Annotated in this window: 15 protein-coding genes; 7 read left to right on the top strand and 8 right to left on the bottom strand. The window is 43.1% G+C overall.

What is annotated here, in order from left to right; all coding sequences use genetic code 11:
• From BDI_RS00750 to BDI_RS00730, 5 genes are all read left to right on the top strand, one after another.
• Nucleotides 1-1,044, top strand: a complete 1,044-nt coding sequence (locus BDI_RS00750; protein ID WP_005861493.1) for a hypothetical protein — start codon at nt 1-3, stop codon at nt 1,042-1,044.
• Nucleotides 1,035-1,826 (top strand): galactosyltransferase-related protein, encoded by a 792-nt coding sequence (locus BDI_RS00745; RefSeq protein WP_005861491.1) that lies wholly within the window; start codon nt 1,035-1,037, stop codon nt 1,824-1,826. The genes BDI_RS00750 and BDI_RS00745 overlap by 10 nt, the downstream gene beginning before the upstream one ends.
• 201 nt (nt 1,827-2,027) lie before the next feature.
• On the top strand, nt 2,028-3,758 hold the full coding sequence (lysS, locus tag BDI_RS00740) for a lysine--tRNA ligase (protein WP_011965911.1): 1,731 nt from the start codon (nt 2,028-2,030) through the stop codon (nt 3,756-3,758).
• Between the two features lie 12 nt (nt 3,759-3,770).
• Nucleotides 3,771-4,766: an NAD(P)H-dependent glycerol-3-phosphate dehydrogenase gene (locus BDI_RS00735; RefSeq protein WP_005861487.1), complete on the top strand. Its 996-nt coding sequence runs from the start codon at nt 3,771-3,773 to the stop codon at nt 4,764-4,766.
• 8 nt (nt 4,767-4,774) lie between these two features.
• The gene (locus tag BDI_RS00730) at nt 4,775-6,118 is read left to right on the top strand and encodes a glucose-6-phosphate isomerase (protein WP_009276520.1); all 1,344 of its coding nucleotides are present in this window, start codon (nt 4,775-4,777) and stop codon (nt 6,116-6,118) included.
• A gap of 70 nt (nt 6,119-6,188) precedes the next feature.
• On the opposite strand, the gene BDI_RS00725 is transcribed toward BDI_RS00730, so the two are convergent.
• A complete protein-coding gene (locus tag BDI_RS00725; protein ID WP_008780759.1) occupies nt 6,189-6,464 on the bottom strand; it encodes an HU family DNA-binding protein in 276 nt (91 codons plus the stop codon).
• Between the two features lie 586 nt (nt 6,465-7,050).
• On the opposite strand from BDI_RS00725, the gene BDI_RS00720 reads away from it, so the two are divergent.
• Complete coding sequence (locus tag BDI_RS00720; RefSeq protein ID WP_005861483.1) at nt 7,051-7,806, top strand: HAD-IA family hydrolase; 756 nt, start codon at nt 7,051-7,053, stop codon at nt 7,804-7,806.
• 64 nt (nt 7,807-7,870) lie between these two features.
• On the opposite strand, the gene BDI_RS00715 is transcribed toward BDI_RS00720, so the two are convergent.
• Nucleotides 7,871-8,773 carry a sugar phosphate isomerase/epimerase family protein gene (locus BDI_RS00715; protein ID WP_005861481.1) on the bottom strand — a complete coding sequence of 301 codons (903 nt, stop codon included), beginning with the start codon at nt 8,771-8,773 and terminating at the stop codon, nt 7,871-7,873.
• Nucleotides 8,774-8,928: 155 nt separating this feature from the next.
• On the opposite strand from BDI_RS00715, the gene BDI_RS00710 reads away from it, so the two are divergent.
• Nucleotides 8,929-10,317 carry a DUF1080 domain-containing protein gene (locus BDI_RS00710; protein WP_005861479.1) on the top strand — a complete coding sequence of 463 codons (1,389 nt, stop codon included), beginning with the start codon at nt 8,929-8,931 and terminating at the stop codon, nt 10,315-10,317.
• A 77-nt stretch (nt 10,318-10,394) separates the two neighbouring features.
• Here BDI_RS00710 and BDI_RS00705 read toward each other — a convergent pair whose 3' ends face one another.
• The 6 genes from BDI_RS00705 to BDI_RS00680 all read right to left on the bottom strand — a co-directional run bounded on the left by BDI_RS00705 (nt 10,395) and on the right by BDI_RS00680 (nt 16,881).
• The gene (locus BDI_RS00705) at nt 10,395-11,651 is read right to left on the bottom strand and encodes an ABC transporter permease (protein WP_011965909.1); all 1,257 of its coding nucleotides are present in this window, start codon (nt 11,649-11,651) and stop codon (nt 10,395-10,397) included.
• 12 nt (nt 11,652-11,663) lie between these two features.
• Nucleotides 11,664-12,842, bottom strand: a complete 1,179-nt coding sequence (locus tag BDI_RS00700) for an ABC transporter permease (RefSeq protein WP_011965908.1) — start codon at nt 12,840-12,842, stop codon at nt 11,664-11,666.
• Nucleotides 12,839-13,852 carry an HlyD family secretion protein gene (locus tag BDI_RS00695; RefSeq protein ID WP_005865742.1) on the bottom strand — a complete coding sequence of 338 codons (1,014 nt, stop codon included), beginning with the start codon at nt 13,850-13,852 and terminating at the stop codon, nt 12,839-12,841. Before BDI_RS00695 ends, BDI_RS00700 begins: the two co-directional genes overlap by 4 nt.
• A 30-nt stretch (nt 13,853-13,882) precedes the next feature.
• Nucleotides 13,883-15,268, bottom strand: a complete 1,386-nt coding sequence (locus BDI_RS00690; protein ID WP_005861471.1) for a TolC family protein — start codon at nt 15,266-15,268, stop codon at nt 13,883-13,885.
• A 111-nt stretch (nt 15,269-15,379) separates the two neighbouring features.
• Complete coding sequence (locus BDI_RS00685; protein ID WP_005861469.1) at nt 15,380-15,973, bottom strand: Crp/Fnr family transcriptional regulator; 594 nt, start codon at nt 15,971-15,973, stop codon at nt 15,380-15,382.
• 2 nt (nt 15,974-15,975) lie between these two features.
• Complete coding sequence (locus tag BDI_RS00680; protein ID WP_005861467.1) at nt 15,976-16,881, bottom strand: hypothetical protein; 906 nt, start codon at nt 16,879-16,881, stop codon at nt 15,976-15,978.
• Nucleotides 16,882-16,924 lie beyond the last annotated feature (43 nt).

Genomic DNA, 16,924 nt, shown 5'->3' with positions numbered 1-16,924 from the left:
ATGAATAAATTAGCATCACAAATAGATTCGCTAAATAAGCATTTGATAGGCTCATTACATACAAGTTACCCTTTCGGGTTGGCTCATGGCAAAATGGGATTACTCATCTATTTATACCATTTGTATGATTATACGCAAGAAGCTATTTATAAAGAGAAGGCTGAGCGATTGCTGGACGATCTCTTGGAAAACGATCTCTCTAAAAACGCAGAACTCACCGTGGAGGAAGGTTTATGCGGAGTTGCGTTAGGATTGGATTATATTGTAAAAAAGCAATTTGTAGACGGTGATATTAATGATTTGCTAAGTGGTATCGATGATTTGCTATTCAAGAAGCTGGTTTTCGGAAATATGGAATCTAGGTATTCCCTGTCTCAACTCATCCATTTCTTATATTACATTTATAAAAGGCTGGAAATCCAGACAAACGATAATGAGCGTTTCCCTTTCGAGGGCTTAGCAATCAAGTTAGTTAATCAATTGGCCGATTTGATAGACGCCTCCTTTTTCGAGGAATCCTATACGTTTTCCATTTACCAATATCACGTACCGATATTAATGAAAACCCTGTCCTGTCTTATACAATATGATTTTTACAAGGATCGGATACAAAAGGTTCTGGAACAACTATCTCTGTATATGTTCTCCCATTTGCCTCATCTGCATTTGAACCGACTATATCTGTTATGGGGCATGTTACCTTTACGGGTTTGTTCGCCGGATTGGCAAAGATATGTGGATGAACTAAGAAAATCAATCAACCTAGACATAATATATAATAGAGAGATCAAAGGCAGGGATATCTATATCAGTAATGGATACGCTTCTCTATATTTCTTGTTGGAGGGATTAAAAAGGGACTTCCCCGAATACACCATCCCTTTCAATCCGCACCTAATTTACGATCGGATCATCTCGTCTGACGCTTGGGATGCCCTAATGGAGAACGAATACTACTATAATATACACAGAGGATTGCTGAATGGTTTCCCCGGTACGGTGTTGGCATTGTTAAACATTAAGCAAAGATATTTATGCGAATAGACTTGACAGATACAACATTTATTATTCCTGTACGGATCGATTCCATGATCCGTTTGGAGAACCTGTTGATGTCCGTGGACTCAATAGTACGTTATTTCCGGACACGCATCTTAATTCTGGAGGCCTCATCATACCAAAATGAGATTATCCCCTCGTTAATAAAAGATGATACGGTGAAGTACACTTTCCTCGTGGATAAAGATCCTGTATTCTACAAGACCAAATACTTGAATATCCTCGCAAAGCAGGTTGATACTCCACTTGTTTGTATTTGGGACGCAGATGTGATACTGGACCACCTTCAAATATTGGATGCGGTGAAACAGCTTAGAACTAGGACTTCTGATGTCGCTTATCCATATGATGGTAATTTTTTAGATACGTCAGATATATTGAGGGAACATTATTGGCTCCATCGTGACTTAGATTTCCTAAAAAAACATCAAGCAAAGATGAACTCTTTGTACACAGTAGAGGGAGTGATAGGCGCAGTCGGGGGAGCGGTCTTCGCCCAAACGGAAAAATACCTGCAAGCGGGTATGGAGAATGAGGATTTCTATGGCTGGGGCTTGGAGGACGGAGAAAGACATTACCGTTGGTTGAGTTTTGGCTACCGGATTTATCGGAGTGAGGGCTGTTTATTCCATTTGTCTCATCCCCGGGATCAAAATGGGATGTTCCGTTCAAGGATACATAGCGAAAAAGCGATGCATGATATGAATGAAGTAGTAAACTATTCCAAAGAGGAACTTCGAGAAAAGTTCTCCTTGGATTCAAGATAGAGAATTGTATTTAGTGATGAAAGATAAAATTATTGGGTCTTAAGTTCATTGGCCTACAAACCTAAGATACTTCACCAAGGATCCTAAGAGACTTTATCCATGAACAAACAAGATCGGTGACCTCAACCTTTTACCACATAAGTCAGCATAAATCAGAAATATTTTGTACTTTTGCGCCGTATTATACAAAATAATAGCATAATGAATCTATTAGAACTGAGTGAACAGGAAATAATAAGACGTAATAGCATGGAGCAGTTGCGTCAGATGGGGATAGAGCCTTATCCCGCAGCTGAGTATGTAACGAACGCATTTTCCAAAGAAATAAAAGAGACATTCAAAGACGACGCTGAGCCACGCCCGGTAAGTATCGCCGGCCGTATCATGAGCCGTCGTATCATGGGTAAGGCTTCCTTCATGGAATTACAGGATTCCGAGGGTAGAATACAGGTCTATATCTCCCGTGACGATATTTGCCCGGATGAGAATAAGGACACCTACAATGTCGTTTTCAAGAAATTACTGGATATCGGTGATTTCGTCGGGATCAAGGGATTCGTTTTCCGTACTCAGATGGGAGAGATTTCCGTTCATGCGCAAGAATTGACAGTTTTGTCTAAATCACTTCGTCCGCTACCGGTCGTTAAATATAAGGACGGTGTCGCTTACGACGGTTTTAATGACCCGGAGCTTCGTTATCGCCAGCGTTACGTGGATTTGGTAGTAAACGAGGGTGTAAAAGATATTTTCATGAAACGTGCGGCTATCATCAAGACCATGCGTACCGCCTTGGATGAGGCCGGATACACGGAGGTAGAGACTCCGATCCTGCAATCTATCGCAGGAGGAGCCAGCGCACGTCCATTCATCACGCATCACAACTCTTTGGATATCGATCTGTATTTGCGTATCGCTACCGAGTTGTATTTGAAACGATTGATCGTCGGTGGATTCGAGGGTGTATATGAGATCGGTAAGAATTTCCGTAACGAGGGTATGGACCGTACGCACAACCCGGAGTTCACTTGTATGGAACTTTATGTCCAATACAAGGACTATAACTGGATGATGAGCTTCACTGAGAAGCTGTTGGAGCGTATCTGTATCGCCGTGAACGGTACGAGCGAGAGCACGATCGACGGTAAGACAATCAGCTTCAAGGCTCCTTTCCGCCGCTTGCCGATCTTGGAGGCGATCAAGGAAAAGACGGGTTACGACTTGGAAGGTAAGACAGAGGACGAGATTCGTGCGATCTGCAAGGAATTGAAGATGGAGATCGACGATACGATGGGTAAAGGTAAATTGATCGACGAGATCTTCGGGGAGTTCTGCGAGGGTACGTTTATCCAGCCGACCTTCATCATCGACTATCCGGTTGAGATGAGTCCGCTGACTAAGATGCACCGTAGCAAACCGGGATTGACCGAACGCTTCGAGTTGATGGTAAACGGAAAGGAATTGGCGAACGCTTATAGCGAGCTGAACGATCCGATCGACCAAGAAGAACGTTTCAAGGAGCAATTACGCTTGAGCGAGAAAGGGGACGACGAGGCGATGTTCATCGATCAAGATTTCTTACGCGCCCTTCAATTCGGTATGCCTCCTACGTCGGGTATCGGTATCGGTATCGACCGTCTGGTTATGTTGATGACCGGACAGACAACAATCCAAGAAGTATTGCTTTTCCCGCAAATGCGTCCGGAGAAAACTGTAAAAAAAGATAACGCAGACAAATACGTGGCCTTAGGCATTTCAGAGGAGTGGGTTCCCGCTTTGCAAAAAGCCGGCTATCTGACGGTTGAAATGCTGAAAAATGCGAACGCAAACAAATTAAGACAAGAGCTTTGCGAGCTTAATAAAAAATATAAGTTAGAACTGCAAAATCCTACGGTCCAAGAAATAGAAGCTTGGATAGCCAATGTAGGAGAATAAAAGCGTGATACGATGGATTTGCCCGGAAAAATCGCGATAATGGGAGGTGGTAGCTGGGCTACCGCCTTAGCCAAGATCGTACTTTCAACTCAAGATAGTATCAACTGGTACATGCGTAGGCCCGATCGTATCGAGGAGTTCAAGCAGTTGGGACACAATCCGTGTTACCTCACCGCCGTGAAATTCGACACGAACAAGATAAACTTCTATTCCAATATCAACCAAGCGATCAAGGACTCGGATACCTTGATCTTCGCTACGCCTTCCCCTTTCTTGAAACAACATTTGAAGAAGGTGAAGACCTCTTTGAAAGATAAGTTTATCATCTCGGCGATCAAGGGTATCGTACCGGATGAGAATATGTTGATTACGGATTACTTCGCGGAGTATTACAAGGTTCCAACAGAAAATATAGCAGTTATCGGTGGTCCCTGTCATGCGGAAGAGATCGCTCTGGAACGGCTCTCGTACATTACGTTGGCTTGTTCTGACATCGAGAAGGTCCGTACGATATCCCCCGTTTTCAAGAATCAATACTTAAAGAATTCCTTCTGTAAGGATGTGACCGGTATCGAATACGCCGCCGTACTGAAGAACGTGTACGCTATCGCCGCCGGTATTTGCCATGGAATGAAATATGGCGATAACTTCCAAGCCGTATTTATCTCGAACGCTATTGAGGAGATGCGTAATTTCGTGGACGCCGTACACGGGCTGGAGCGGGATATCACCGACTCCGTCTACCTTGGCGATTTGCTGGTTACCGCTTATTCCCGGTTCAGCCGTAACCGTACTTTCGGAACCATGATCGGTAAAGGATATTCCGTGAAGACAGCGCAGCTGGAGATGGAAATGATCGCCGAGGGATATTATGGAACCAAGTGTATGCGTGAGATCAACGAGAAATATAAAGTGAACATGCCGATACTGGACGCTGTTTATGATATATTGTACGAGAAGAAATCGCCGACAACGGTCATTCGTCAATTAACGGAAACGTTTAAATAAAATAGCATATGAAAAACATCAGTTTAAACATCGACAAGGCTCTGGGCACTGTCTCCAAGGAACAGGTTTACGCTCAAGAGGCCAAGGCAATGGAATGTATTGCCACATTACATAACGGTAACGGAGCAGGTAACGACTTTTTGGGTTGGTTGCATCTCCCCTCTTCTATCACGGACGCAGAGTTGGCCGACATCGAGAATACGGCGAACGTGCTTCGTTCTAAATGTGAGGTGGTCGTAGCCATTGGTATCGGTGGTAGCTATTTGGGTACCAAAGCGGTAGTAGAAGCGTTAAACAACAGCTTCGACTGGTTGCAAAACGACCGTAAAAACCCGGTTATGTTATACGCCGGACACAATATCGGAGAGGATTATCTTTATGAATTAAGCGAAGTTTTGAAAGGTAAGCAATTCGGTATTATCAATATCTCCAAGTCTGGTACGACTACAGAGCCGGCTTTGGCTTTCCGTATCTTGAAGAAACAATTGGAAGATGCTGTTGGCAAGGAAGAGGCTAAACATCGTATCGTAGCTATCACGGACGCTAAGAGAGGCGCTTTGCGTACTTTGGCAGATCAAGAAGGTTACAAGACTTTCATCATCCCTGATAACGTAGGTGGACGTTTCTCTGTTTTAACTCCGGTAGGTTTGCTTCCGATCGCCGTGGCAGGTATCAGCATCCGCGACTTGGTTGCTGGAGCAGTTTCCATGGAAAAAGCTACAGACGCGAGCGTTCCTTTCGCTGATAATATGGCCGCTATCTATGCCGCTACTCGTAATGAATTATATAAGAACGGTAAAAAGATTGAGATCTTGGCTAACTTCCATCCGAAATTGCACTATATCGCAGAATGGTGGAAACAACTTTACGGAGAGAGCGAAGGTAAAGACGGTAAAGGTATTTTCCCAGCATCCGTAGATTTGACAACCGATTTGCATTCCATGGGGCAATGGATCCAAGACGGTGAGCGTACGATTTTCGAAACGGTTATCTCCGTGGAAGCTACAGATCATAGCGTATTGGTCCCTACAGATGAAGCCGATTTAGATGGCTTGAACTTCTTGGCAGGCAAGCATGTAGACGAGGTAAACAAGATGGCCGAATTAGGTACTCAGTTGGCTCACGTAGATGGTGGTGTTCCTAATATTAAGGTTAATATGCCAGAAGTAAGCGCATTCTATATCGGTCAGTTGTTCTATTTCTTCGAGAAAGCTTGCGGTATCAGTGGTTATATGTTAGGTGTGAATCCTTTCAATCAACCGGGTGTCGAGGCTTATAAGAAGAATATGTTCGCCCTGTTGAATAAGCCGGGATACGAGAAAGAAAGCGAAGCTATCAAAGCACGTTTATAATACGATTTACCCCATAAAAAAACGGTTTTCTCATCACGAGGAAACCGTTTTTTCGTTTGAATAGTTTTTATTACTCATTTAATTCTTTAAGTAAATCGCTCCCGGCTTTGAATTTGACCGAGACACGTGGAGTAATCATTACTTCCTCCCCTGTTTTCGGATTACGTGCCAATCGCTCGGATTGTTGCCAAGGTACAAAAGATCCAAATCCTTTCATGGAAATAGATTCTCCTTCCCGTATTCCTTTCGCCACAACAGTCGGTAACGCATTCACTACGGCCCTAACAACATTTTTCGGCAATCCTGTTTCTTCCACAAGAGATTGTACTAATTCTCCTCTATTCATACTAGATAATAAATATACCATTCTTCACCAGAAAAGAGTCCGGTGAGAACTCTAGTTAGCGCATTAATAACGAATTTTCAAAGGCTATAACTTGCTATGAATAAGTGATATCATAATACTGTATACTATTTCTTATTAATTATATTTCTACCAAAGTCTCACTTGTCTATCTGAAAGGGGTTCAATTATACCTGCATTTAGGTATATAATATTTCTGTATGCATTGATTTTTAATATATGATATTTTGATATTCCCCAAATATTCATATATTTGCAATGATTAAACAACTAAGTTCTCACCGAACTACGTCATAATTTATTGATTAATTATCTCAACGAAATAAATTTATATCCCTTATTTTTCAATACATCTATCAACTCATCCAGATAATTATAAAATTTATCAATCCGGTTAGGGTGTACATGTAGGTGGATCAAAAGTAAGCACCCATTTAAACCATTTTTGTTTCATAAAATGAAATTCCATTATATATCATATTTATTTAATTTCAAGAAGCTTTCCTCCCATTTCTGTTAATTCCGATTTATTACGTACCTTTGTATTGGTTTTTAAGAAGGTAATAACATGATTCAAGAAGCGATTATCCGATATCTGCGTAAACACAGGCAGGAATCCCTTTCTCCCAAAGCTGTTCTTTTCGATATGGATGGTGTATTATATGACTCTATGCGTTTTCATGCACGGGCATGGCATGAGGTAGCGACCCTCCATCAGCTAACTTCTCGGCCGGAAGACTTTTATATGTTCGAAGGACGTACTGGGGAAAGCACGATCAACGAGCTATACCAACGCACTTTCCAACGAGACGCTACCGCCGAGGAGAAGCAAACGATCTATAAAGAGAAAGCGGATCTATTCAATACCTATAATGACGGTGCCCCCATGACCGGCGCCGCAGAGGTTCTAAAAGAAGTGGAAGCATCTGGACTGCAACGATTGGTTGTCACCGGTTCCGGCCAACATAGCTTGATCGATAAGCTAAACCATACCTATCCGGGACATTTCAACCGAGAGAAAATGGTTACGGCTTTCGACGTGAAATATGGCAAGCCACACCCCGAACCTTATTTAATGGGACTTCAAAAAGCGCATGTGAAGCCTAACGAAGCTTTTGTGGTAGAGAACGCTCCCATGGGAGTAGAAGCTGCCGTGGCAGCCAATATCTTTACGATAGCCGTAAACACCGGACCTCTCCCCGATCAAGTTTTATTAGATGCCGGAGCGGATTTACTATATCCGGATATGGAAAACTTAGCTAAAGATTGGAAACAAATCATCGAGCTTGCGAAATCCACCCGATTGAACGAGTATTCCAAATAAGCGAACATAAAAAAAGAGGCTACCCGATAATGAAGTAGCCTCTTCTTTTTTATCATCGAACGGATTATTTCACATAATCAGCCTTATTCAAGAAATCATAGCTCTGCTGAACGCTGGCAACCGGATCATTGTTTGTATATTGCTCAACTTCAACATACCAATCCTTTACGTTATTAGCGTACATTTGATCGAAGATAGGCTTGAAATTCATCTTGCCACTTGCGCCGATCTCTTTCTCATCCTTGATATGGATAGCCTTGAACTGGCTCGGACGGTTCTTCAAGTAAGCGACAGGATCACCGCCACCCATCATTACCCAGTATACATCCATCTCGAAGAATACGTGGTTCGGGCTTACGTTATCCAGCAAGAAATCATAGATCAACTGATCGTCGATCTTACGGAACTCGAAGTCGTGGTTGTGATAACCGAACGCGATGCTAGCGGCAGCGGTCTTATAACCAACCGTGTTAAAATAATCGCAGTACATCTTCAAGTCATCCAATGTAGTCTTATCGTTAACCGGCATCCACGGTTGAACCATATATTTAACGCCTAACTCATTATGAGCATCAATCGCTTGATCCCACCAACTCATAACCTCGGCTTCTTTTTCTTTCGTAAATGCCTGTCCAAGGTGAGCGCTCGTACACTTCATACCTAGGTCATTCACCATTTTCTTAAATTCAGCGGGAGCTAAACCGTAAATCTTTCCGTTATCATAGCTTGCTGTCTCCAGATTCTTATAACCCATCTTAGCGGCGGTTTCCAATACTTTCTGGATACCTTCTTCTTTTACAAGGTCTCTTAAAGAATACAATTGAAGCCCTATATATTTAGAAGACTCCGATGCTGTAGCGGCAGCTTGTCCTGATTTACCGCCACAAGAAGATAATAACTGCGGGGCTACCAACCCACCCGCAAGCATCAAAGAGGCTTGCTTCAAAAAATTACGTCTGTTCTGCATAGTACTATTAATTAAGTTTGATTGAGAATTTTTACAAAAGTAAGACTATATTCTTAGGTTTATATCTTTATGGAAGTTAAAATCTTCAAAAAGGACATTGTATTTTAATTTTCGTTATCTTTGGAGGATATATTATTACTTAAATCATTTATATCATGAAAAAATTATCAATTCTAGCGATGGGCCTTCTCTTTGTCCTGACCACAGCCTGTAGTGTTTCCGGCAGTGGTACCTTATTCGATGGCAAAGATAGTAACAAATGGAAAATGACAGGCGATGTCTCCGTTCAAGACGACATAATGACCTTGAAAGGTACGGATGCACTGGCCGTACTGAAAAACGGCAAATACAAAAACTTCGATCTGACCCTTGATTTACGTACTACCCCGGGAGGCAAAGGCGCCGTCTGGTTCCATACGGACCCGACCTTGAAGAAAGGATATCGTATCGCTATCAATAATGACCGGGCTGATAAGGTTTGGTGGAAAATGACAGGAAGTCTTGTTTCCGTGAGGAATTTGACCAAAAGCTTCGTAAAAGAAGATCAATGGTTCAAGATGGATATCCGGGTAGCCGGACAAGAGATTGATGTAAATATAAACGGCGAACCGGTTGTGGAGTATATCCAACCGACCGCCCCATATCGTACGGACGCTAACGCCTATGCCTTATTATCGGAAGGGACATTTGCCATAGAGAGTGATGGTAGCGGTGAGATCCAGATCAAGAACATCACCGTGAACGTAATTGATGAATCCACGATCGATATCAACGCACAATTGGCGGAAGCTAACGATGAGCAAAATGACGAGATCATTAAATTACATCAATCGGATTTCCCGGTATTAGATTATCACGTGCACTTAAAAGGTGGCTTAACCAAGGAAGTTGCCGCTAAGCAATCCCGCAAGACCGGTATCAATTATACGATCGCACCGAACTGCGGCATCGGTTTCCCAATCACGAACGACCAACAAGTCATGGATTACCTAAATGAGATGCGCTCACAGCCTTTCATCCTTGGCATGCAAGCGGAAGGACGCGAATGGATAACCACATTCTCTCCCGAGACTCTTAAAGAATTCGACTATGTGTTTACGGACGCTTTGACGTTCAAGGACAATAAAGGTCGCCGTACCCGCCTATGGATTCCGGAAGAGACTTGGATCGAGAATGAGGAGCAATATATGGACATGATCGTAGATCGTATCTGCTCCGTATTGGAAGAGCCGGTAGATATCTATGTAAATCCTTGTTTCTTGCCATCTCCGATGGATAAGCGTTTTGACGAATTCTGGACGGAGGCCCGCATGAACCGTTTCGTCGAGGCATTGGCAAAAAGCGGAAAAGCTTTAGAGATCAACGAACTATACAATATTCCAAATAAAGCGATCATTATGAAGGCGAAAGCCGCCGGCGTTAAATTCACGTTTGGAAGTAACAACGTGACACCAAACGTCAGCGATCTGTCTTACAGTATCCGCATGATGAAAGAATGTGGCCTGACGGCTGAGGATATGTATAAACCGAAAGTTAAAATCTAATCACACATTTACCCTCACCCTAATCCCCCGTTTAGGGACACCCTAAATGAGCGATTAGGGTAGACCTAAACGAGGGATTATTCTCTCTCTCGCAACATCCGTCGCATCTTCATATACCGATATTGCTTAATAATCATCTTGCGGCTACGTATGATCTGATAACGGTAAATGATACAAGACAAGATGAAATATACGCCCGCTTGAATCCATAATACCCGATATTCATGCGCCACCTCATGCAAGGAAGCGCCAGCCGTATTGATACGAATAAATCCCTGGATACCCGGAGTAGAAGGAAACAAATAACCCACCACTTTCCAAAACGGAGGAATAGCCGCCTCCGGCCAAGAGACACCCGAGATAAATAACAAGATGACAGACGTGAAAACGAATACCAACATAGGTGACTCACGACTCGTCATAAATCCAGATAGCGTCATAGACATAAAAATACAGGCAAACAGGTAAGGCAGTAAAAACAACAAAATAGTCAGTGGCTCACCAACCTGAGGTAAGGAGAATAACTTAGGGACAATAGCCAATACCCAGATGCAAACCACCACATACAGCAAAAGATAAGTCAGCGACTTGCCGAACACGATACGCAAAGTCCCATTAAAATGCCGGCAAATAGGCACCAGACTATGAAAGCGGTTCTTTTCCCGGGCCGTTCCTCCCAACATTCCGATACCCAATATCAAAGTCTGTTGCAACACCAAGATCAAGATAGCCGGTACCAAGAAACTGGCAAAGCCATTCTGGGAATTAAACAACGCTACCGATTCATACGGGATCGGGTCTACCGTGATCTGGTCCATCTTATCCGTAGACGACGGATTATTATGCATCCGAAGTTCCTTACCCATATCCAATGACACCTCTGTCGTCGCCAAAAGGAAAGCCTTATAAAACAATAAGGCGCTCATATCGCAATACAACGAGACGGTTGTCTGTCGCCCTTCATGCAGGTCCTTACTATAATCCGGGGGAAAGAACAAAATTCCATAGGCCTTCTTCTCATCTAACATCTTCTTGGCTTCCGCCATATCCGGACAAACACCCACTACTTCCACATCCGGCGTGGCGTTAACCCGTCTGGTAAACTCACGACTCAAATAGGAATCACTTTGGTCTACCACCACCATCTTCGCCTCGTGTACTACCTCGTTATTATATATAAATGAATAAAGCAGCGGATATACGAAAGGCACCAAGAAAAAGAAGATCATGACCCCCGCATCCTTAAACACGTTTCTCAATTCATCTTTCCAAATATAAAACGTATCCAGAAGACCTTCCTTTATGATATATCGTAAACGATGTTCTCTTTTCATCACATACAGTTTTTACGGTAGATATTTGAAATCCAACAACGCCCTCTTCAAGTTCCGCCCGATAAGGAACGGCAAGATCAGAAATCCCAACAACCAAGCGTACTCGCCCAACGTATAGAATAGCGCCCGCCCGTTCAAGGCTTGATCGACATAAATCAAGAAATAATGCCGCAGAGGAAACAAACGTGCCAACGCTTGCAACGTAGGGTCCATACCTTGTACCGGAAACGAGAATCCGACAATGGAGAACGAGATCATTCCGAACAGACTGGCGAAGCTAAGCCCTAAACGGGGAATCGGTAATACGCCGATCATAAATACGCCTACCGCCTGAGAGGATATAATCAGCAAAAACATCGCCAAAAGCATCGGAAACCAACCGCTATTTAACGGGAAAGAATTAAATCCATACAACACCGCACAATACATAAAGCCTACGACCGTAAAAATAGCCGTCTGCGGCAATAACTTTCCCAACAAACTAACTGCGATAGAACTCCCTCCCATATCCAACCATTTACGGGATGTGGAATATTTAATTTCCGTACCGATACTGAATACTGTCACTAGAAATACCATCAACTGAATGATACCCGGCAAAACCGTATTATTCAAATATACCGAATAATTCAACCACGGATTGCCGATCGGATGCGTATCGATCACGATCGGTTGTAGCTGTCCCATGATCTGCGCTTCGGTATATCCTTTAGCTTGTCCGGTTTGTAAACCCACAGCGGCCCCCGCCAATACTGACATCGTTTTCATATCCCGAAACAGCAAGGAAGCGGCGATCAAATAGGTACCATTCGTATAAAAAGACAACCGGGGCTGCTTTCCAGATGTGGCGTCCACGGCGAAACCGGATGGAATGTAAAAAATTCCATATACATTCCCTTTCTGCATTTCCTGACGAGCCTCGGTAAACGACATGGTTTTCATATACACCTCTGTCTGCTCAAAGGCATCCAGCTGGCGAATCAAATTGCGTGAGGTAGCAGAGTTATCCATATCCACCACCGCTATCGGCAGATCGGTCGGCAATCCCTCATGCATCAACGATACAAAGAAAATGACACAGATAGCCGGAGCGATCAGCATACAAAAGAAGTAAATCGGTTGAGCCACCAGCCGATGCACCTCACGCTTCGCGATAAGCCAGATTCTATGCAAACTTTCTTTATAGGTCATACGATCTCTTTCCCTTTTTTCTTTAAGATCACGGACATTCCCGGACGAAGATCAGCGACTTTCTCCAACGGACGAGCACGCACCTCGAAAGTCTTCGAGTCATATTGTCCATTCGTCTTTGTCGCTTTCCATGCGGCATACGAACCCATATCCTTCATATAATAGACTTTCAACTTCACCGGTAGGTCCCCCAACGCTGGAATAAAAGCATTTACCTCCGAACCAATCTTGATATCTTTCAACAGATCCTCACGAATACTGAAAGTTACCCATACATCATTTAAATCAGAGATATTCATGATCGGAGCGCCTGTACCAACCAACTCACCGACTTCCGGGAACCGTTCTGAAACCTCCCCGTCAATCGGAGCCACCAAAGCGCTCTCGCCCACATACGACTCCACTTCGGCGATAGCACCTTCCGCACGTTGGACCATAGCGGCAGCGGCAGCCTTATCTTCCTTACGGGCACCTTCTTTTGCCATCTCATATTGAGAACGGGCAGCCTTCTCTGTCGCTACCATAGCGTTATAATTAGCCTCCACCTCGTCTCTTTTTTGAGCGGACATCACCCCTTTCTCGTATAAATTCTGAATACGATCGAAAGATTTCTTAGCGATAGTTAATCCAGCTTGCGCCTTTTGCCACATCTCATAAGCGGCCGTGATTTCCTGTTCACGGGCTCCTTTAATCGCTTTAGCGTTCTGCGCCTCCGCTGCCGCACGAGCCGCCTCCGCTTGTTTCAGCTTCGCCATAACCTCGGGCGTATCTAAAAAGACCAAAGTATCTCCGGCTTTTACCTGATCGCCTTCGCCAAAACGATAAGAAGCGATACGTCCGGGAACCTTACCGGAGATACGAACTTGGGTGGCCTCGGCCTGCCCCATTATAATATCGTCAGGCGGTGTAAGCAGGAAGAAACCCGCCAAGGCTACCAATCCGATCACGACCAATACCGTGATAAAAGCTAACATCATGTTACTGATAGAAAACTTCTTGTTCTCGTTCATCTCTGTGTATATTTTTATTTGTTATTACTCTTATTCATTTGCGGACAGTTTACCCAAAGCCTTGCTTAGATAAACTTCTGTTAATTTCACCTCGATTTGAGCATCAATCAAACTAGAGCGAGCAGAAACCCATGCTGTCTGCGCCTCCATTAAGTTCAAAGCCGGGATAACCCCTTCCTCAAAACCGAAATTCGCACGCCGCAAATTCTCTTCCGCATTTTCCATATTACGGGAAGAAGCGATCAACTTTTTGCCCGCTTCATTCACTTTATAAACGGATTGATTTACCTGCAACTCGATCTTTTCACGAGCATCCTGCCATTCCAGTGTTTTTATGCGCGTTTCCGCTTTCGCCGAGTTACGCCTATAAGTGCCTTCCCACCAACCGGACAAGGGTACCTTTACCATAACTCCGACATTAAACATACCGGCGAAATCATTTTTAAAACCATTAAAAACATTCGGATTCGTGACGAAGTAATTCGCCGCTAAAGCGACATTAGGCAACATCTCTGCCAAAGCAATACGTTCTTTTCGCTTATAGATTTTCGTTGCCAGATCCAAACTTCTCAGTTCATTACGATTCATGAAAGCCTCATTCAGATCGGCCGAGGCTTGTGTTGTCTCTACCGGAAAATTATCCAGCTTCTCGTCTGCAAGCGATAAATCCTCCTCTAAAGACAGACCACAAATTTGCGCTAAAAGCATTCGGGTTAAAGCCAGACCATTCTCAACCTTAGTCTGAGCCATCTCCGCCTCATTCAGTTTCACCTTGACAGAAAGACCATCGGCCTCGGTAGCGACTCCCTCATAGATCATAGCGGTCACATCACTATCCATCTTACGGAGCAAATCCACATAAGCGTCCGCCAATTTCTTCTTATTCACCAAAGATATGACCTGCCAATAGGTCTCGTCAGTCTTATAAATCAAGTCCTGCAACTGTAAATTATTCATTGACTCCGCTAATTGCTTGGCAAACTTAGTGATTTGGTTATAATTAACGATCTTCCCGCCCATGAACACAGGCTGCACCAACGATACATTACCCACCCAGATATTCTGCACATCCAAATGTTGCATATCGTTCACCCCACTCATCAAATGTTGGATCATCGGTAATTGGGCCAAGCCACCTAAAGAAGAGCTCAAGGATGAGGACAAAGCGCCCATGTCCAGTAAGTTTATATCCTTCTGGTTCCACATATAGGCACCGTTTGCCGATAATTGAGGAAAATACTTGGTAAAAGCGGCTTTCTTCTCGTTATCCGCCATCTTGATCTTTTCGCCAGAGATTTGTAGCTCCTTATTGTTCTGGATCGCCAGATTCCGGCACTCTTCCAATGTCAACATTCGCTGAGCGTGCATACAGCTCACCGTGACTACAAATGTTAATAGTAAGATAGTTCGTTTCATCTTTATATCGTTTTAACCTACCTATATAATGCCATCATATTCCCTATGTGACAAAAATATAAAAACCCGCACAAAAGTATAGGTTTAAAGCGAATATAAAATTGAACTAATTCAATAAAGGATACGTTTCTTCAACTTACAATACCAAGAATCACTAACCCCCATATATTGAGCTATATATTTATCAGGGACCCGGCTTACGATCCATTGGTGGTTCGTATAAAGATATTTCAGGAATTCTTCCGCCTTACAGGTTTGACGGACAGCGAACATTGAATAGAGCTTGGAAATAATCATCAGCATCACATTCTGATAACAGGTAGCGAAAGCTGGATATCCCAACGACAAACGTTCGATATCCGTCCGGGAAAAACAGAGCAATTCACCATCCTCGATAGCTTTCACCTCAAACTCGGAAGGGACTTGTGTAAAATAACCTATTGTAGAAACAAAAGGGTACATACTATCCGAGGAGAAACCGGTTACGCATTCATTCCCATTCTCATTAATATATTGATTGATAAAAAGCCCTTTATTAATAAAATAGGCATCTTGGCACAACTCGCCCGTACGAATCAAATAATCCCCTTTCCGGATTGTCACACCTCGAGTACAACTTTCCAAATCCTTTAGGAAAGATTCATCTCGAGACAGAATCTCCGGAATAAAACTTAGGAACTTCTCAAAGTCGGGAGATAATTTCATAGTTAATCATCCAAGGTAAATCTCTTCTGTCCGATCAAATTACCGTCAGAGAAAATATCCACACGGTAAGTACCCGGAGATAAGAATTCCTCGATATTCCAATACATGGTCACTGCCACCTCCTCACCTTCATATTCTATCATTTTCTTCATAGAATAATTGATTTCCTTTCCTTCAAAAGCGAATACATCCGCACGGCTTTTCACCAATATATCGTCATCCGGTTTCATGATCCGTACATATACCATCTTTTCGCCGACAGGAGCGGTAATGTTCTTCGCTATCTTGAAAGTCACGACGAATTGCTGCATCTTCTTAATACGCTTAGCGAGTTTACCTCGAGAGTTCACAGGAGTCACGTTAATATCCGTCGCATCCAAACGACTAGCTAACGTTACTCTTTCCGTCAATTTCTCTTTTTCCTTTTTCAAGGTAGCAGCTTGTGAAGTAGCCCTCTGATATTTCTGAACAGCCTCTTTCTTTTCAACCTTCAATTGCTCATTCTCACGATTCAAGGAATCGATTTGGACAACATAGTTACGCATGATTTTACGTAAGGTATCCAATTCCTTTTTCAAGCGAGCTATTTCCTTCGCATTCGTAGCCTTCACCGTACGCAATTCTTCCAATAAACGTTGTACCTTTGCTTGCTCCGTAGATAATAGGGCAACAAGGGAATCATTGCCTACGCTAAACTTATAACCTTCATATTGAAGAGACAATTCATTATATTCATCCTCCAAAGATTCTTTCTCAAGATCAAAGGTTTCCACCAAATCAGTCATTTGCTGCTTTTGATGATAAATATAATAACCGGCACCAGCAATAATCAGTACCAATACTATAACTGCTACGATAAGTAGCGAAAGTTTATTTACTTCTTTATTCTCTTTCTTTTCAGTATCCATATGAGGTTCTTAGCTATTACAAAAGCACAAAATTACAATTTCT

The sequence above is a fragment of the Parabacteroides distasonis ATCC 8503 genome (assembly GCF_000012845.1).
GTDB lineage: Bacteria > Bacteroidota > Bacteroidia > Bacteroidales > Tannerellaceae > Parabacteroides > Parabacteroides distasonis.
This window is presented reverse-complemented; position numbering and strand designations above follow the sequence as displayed.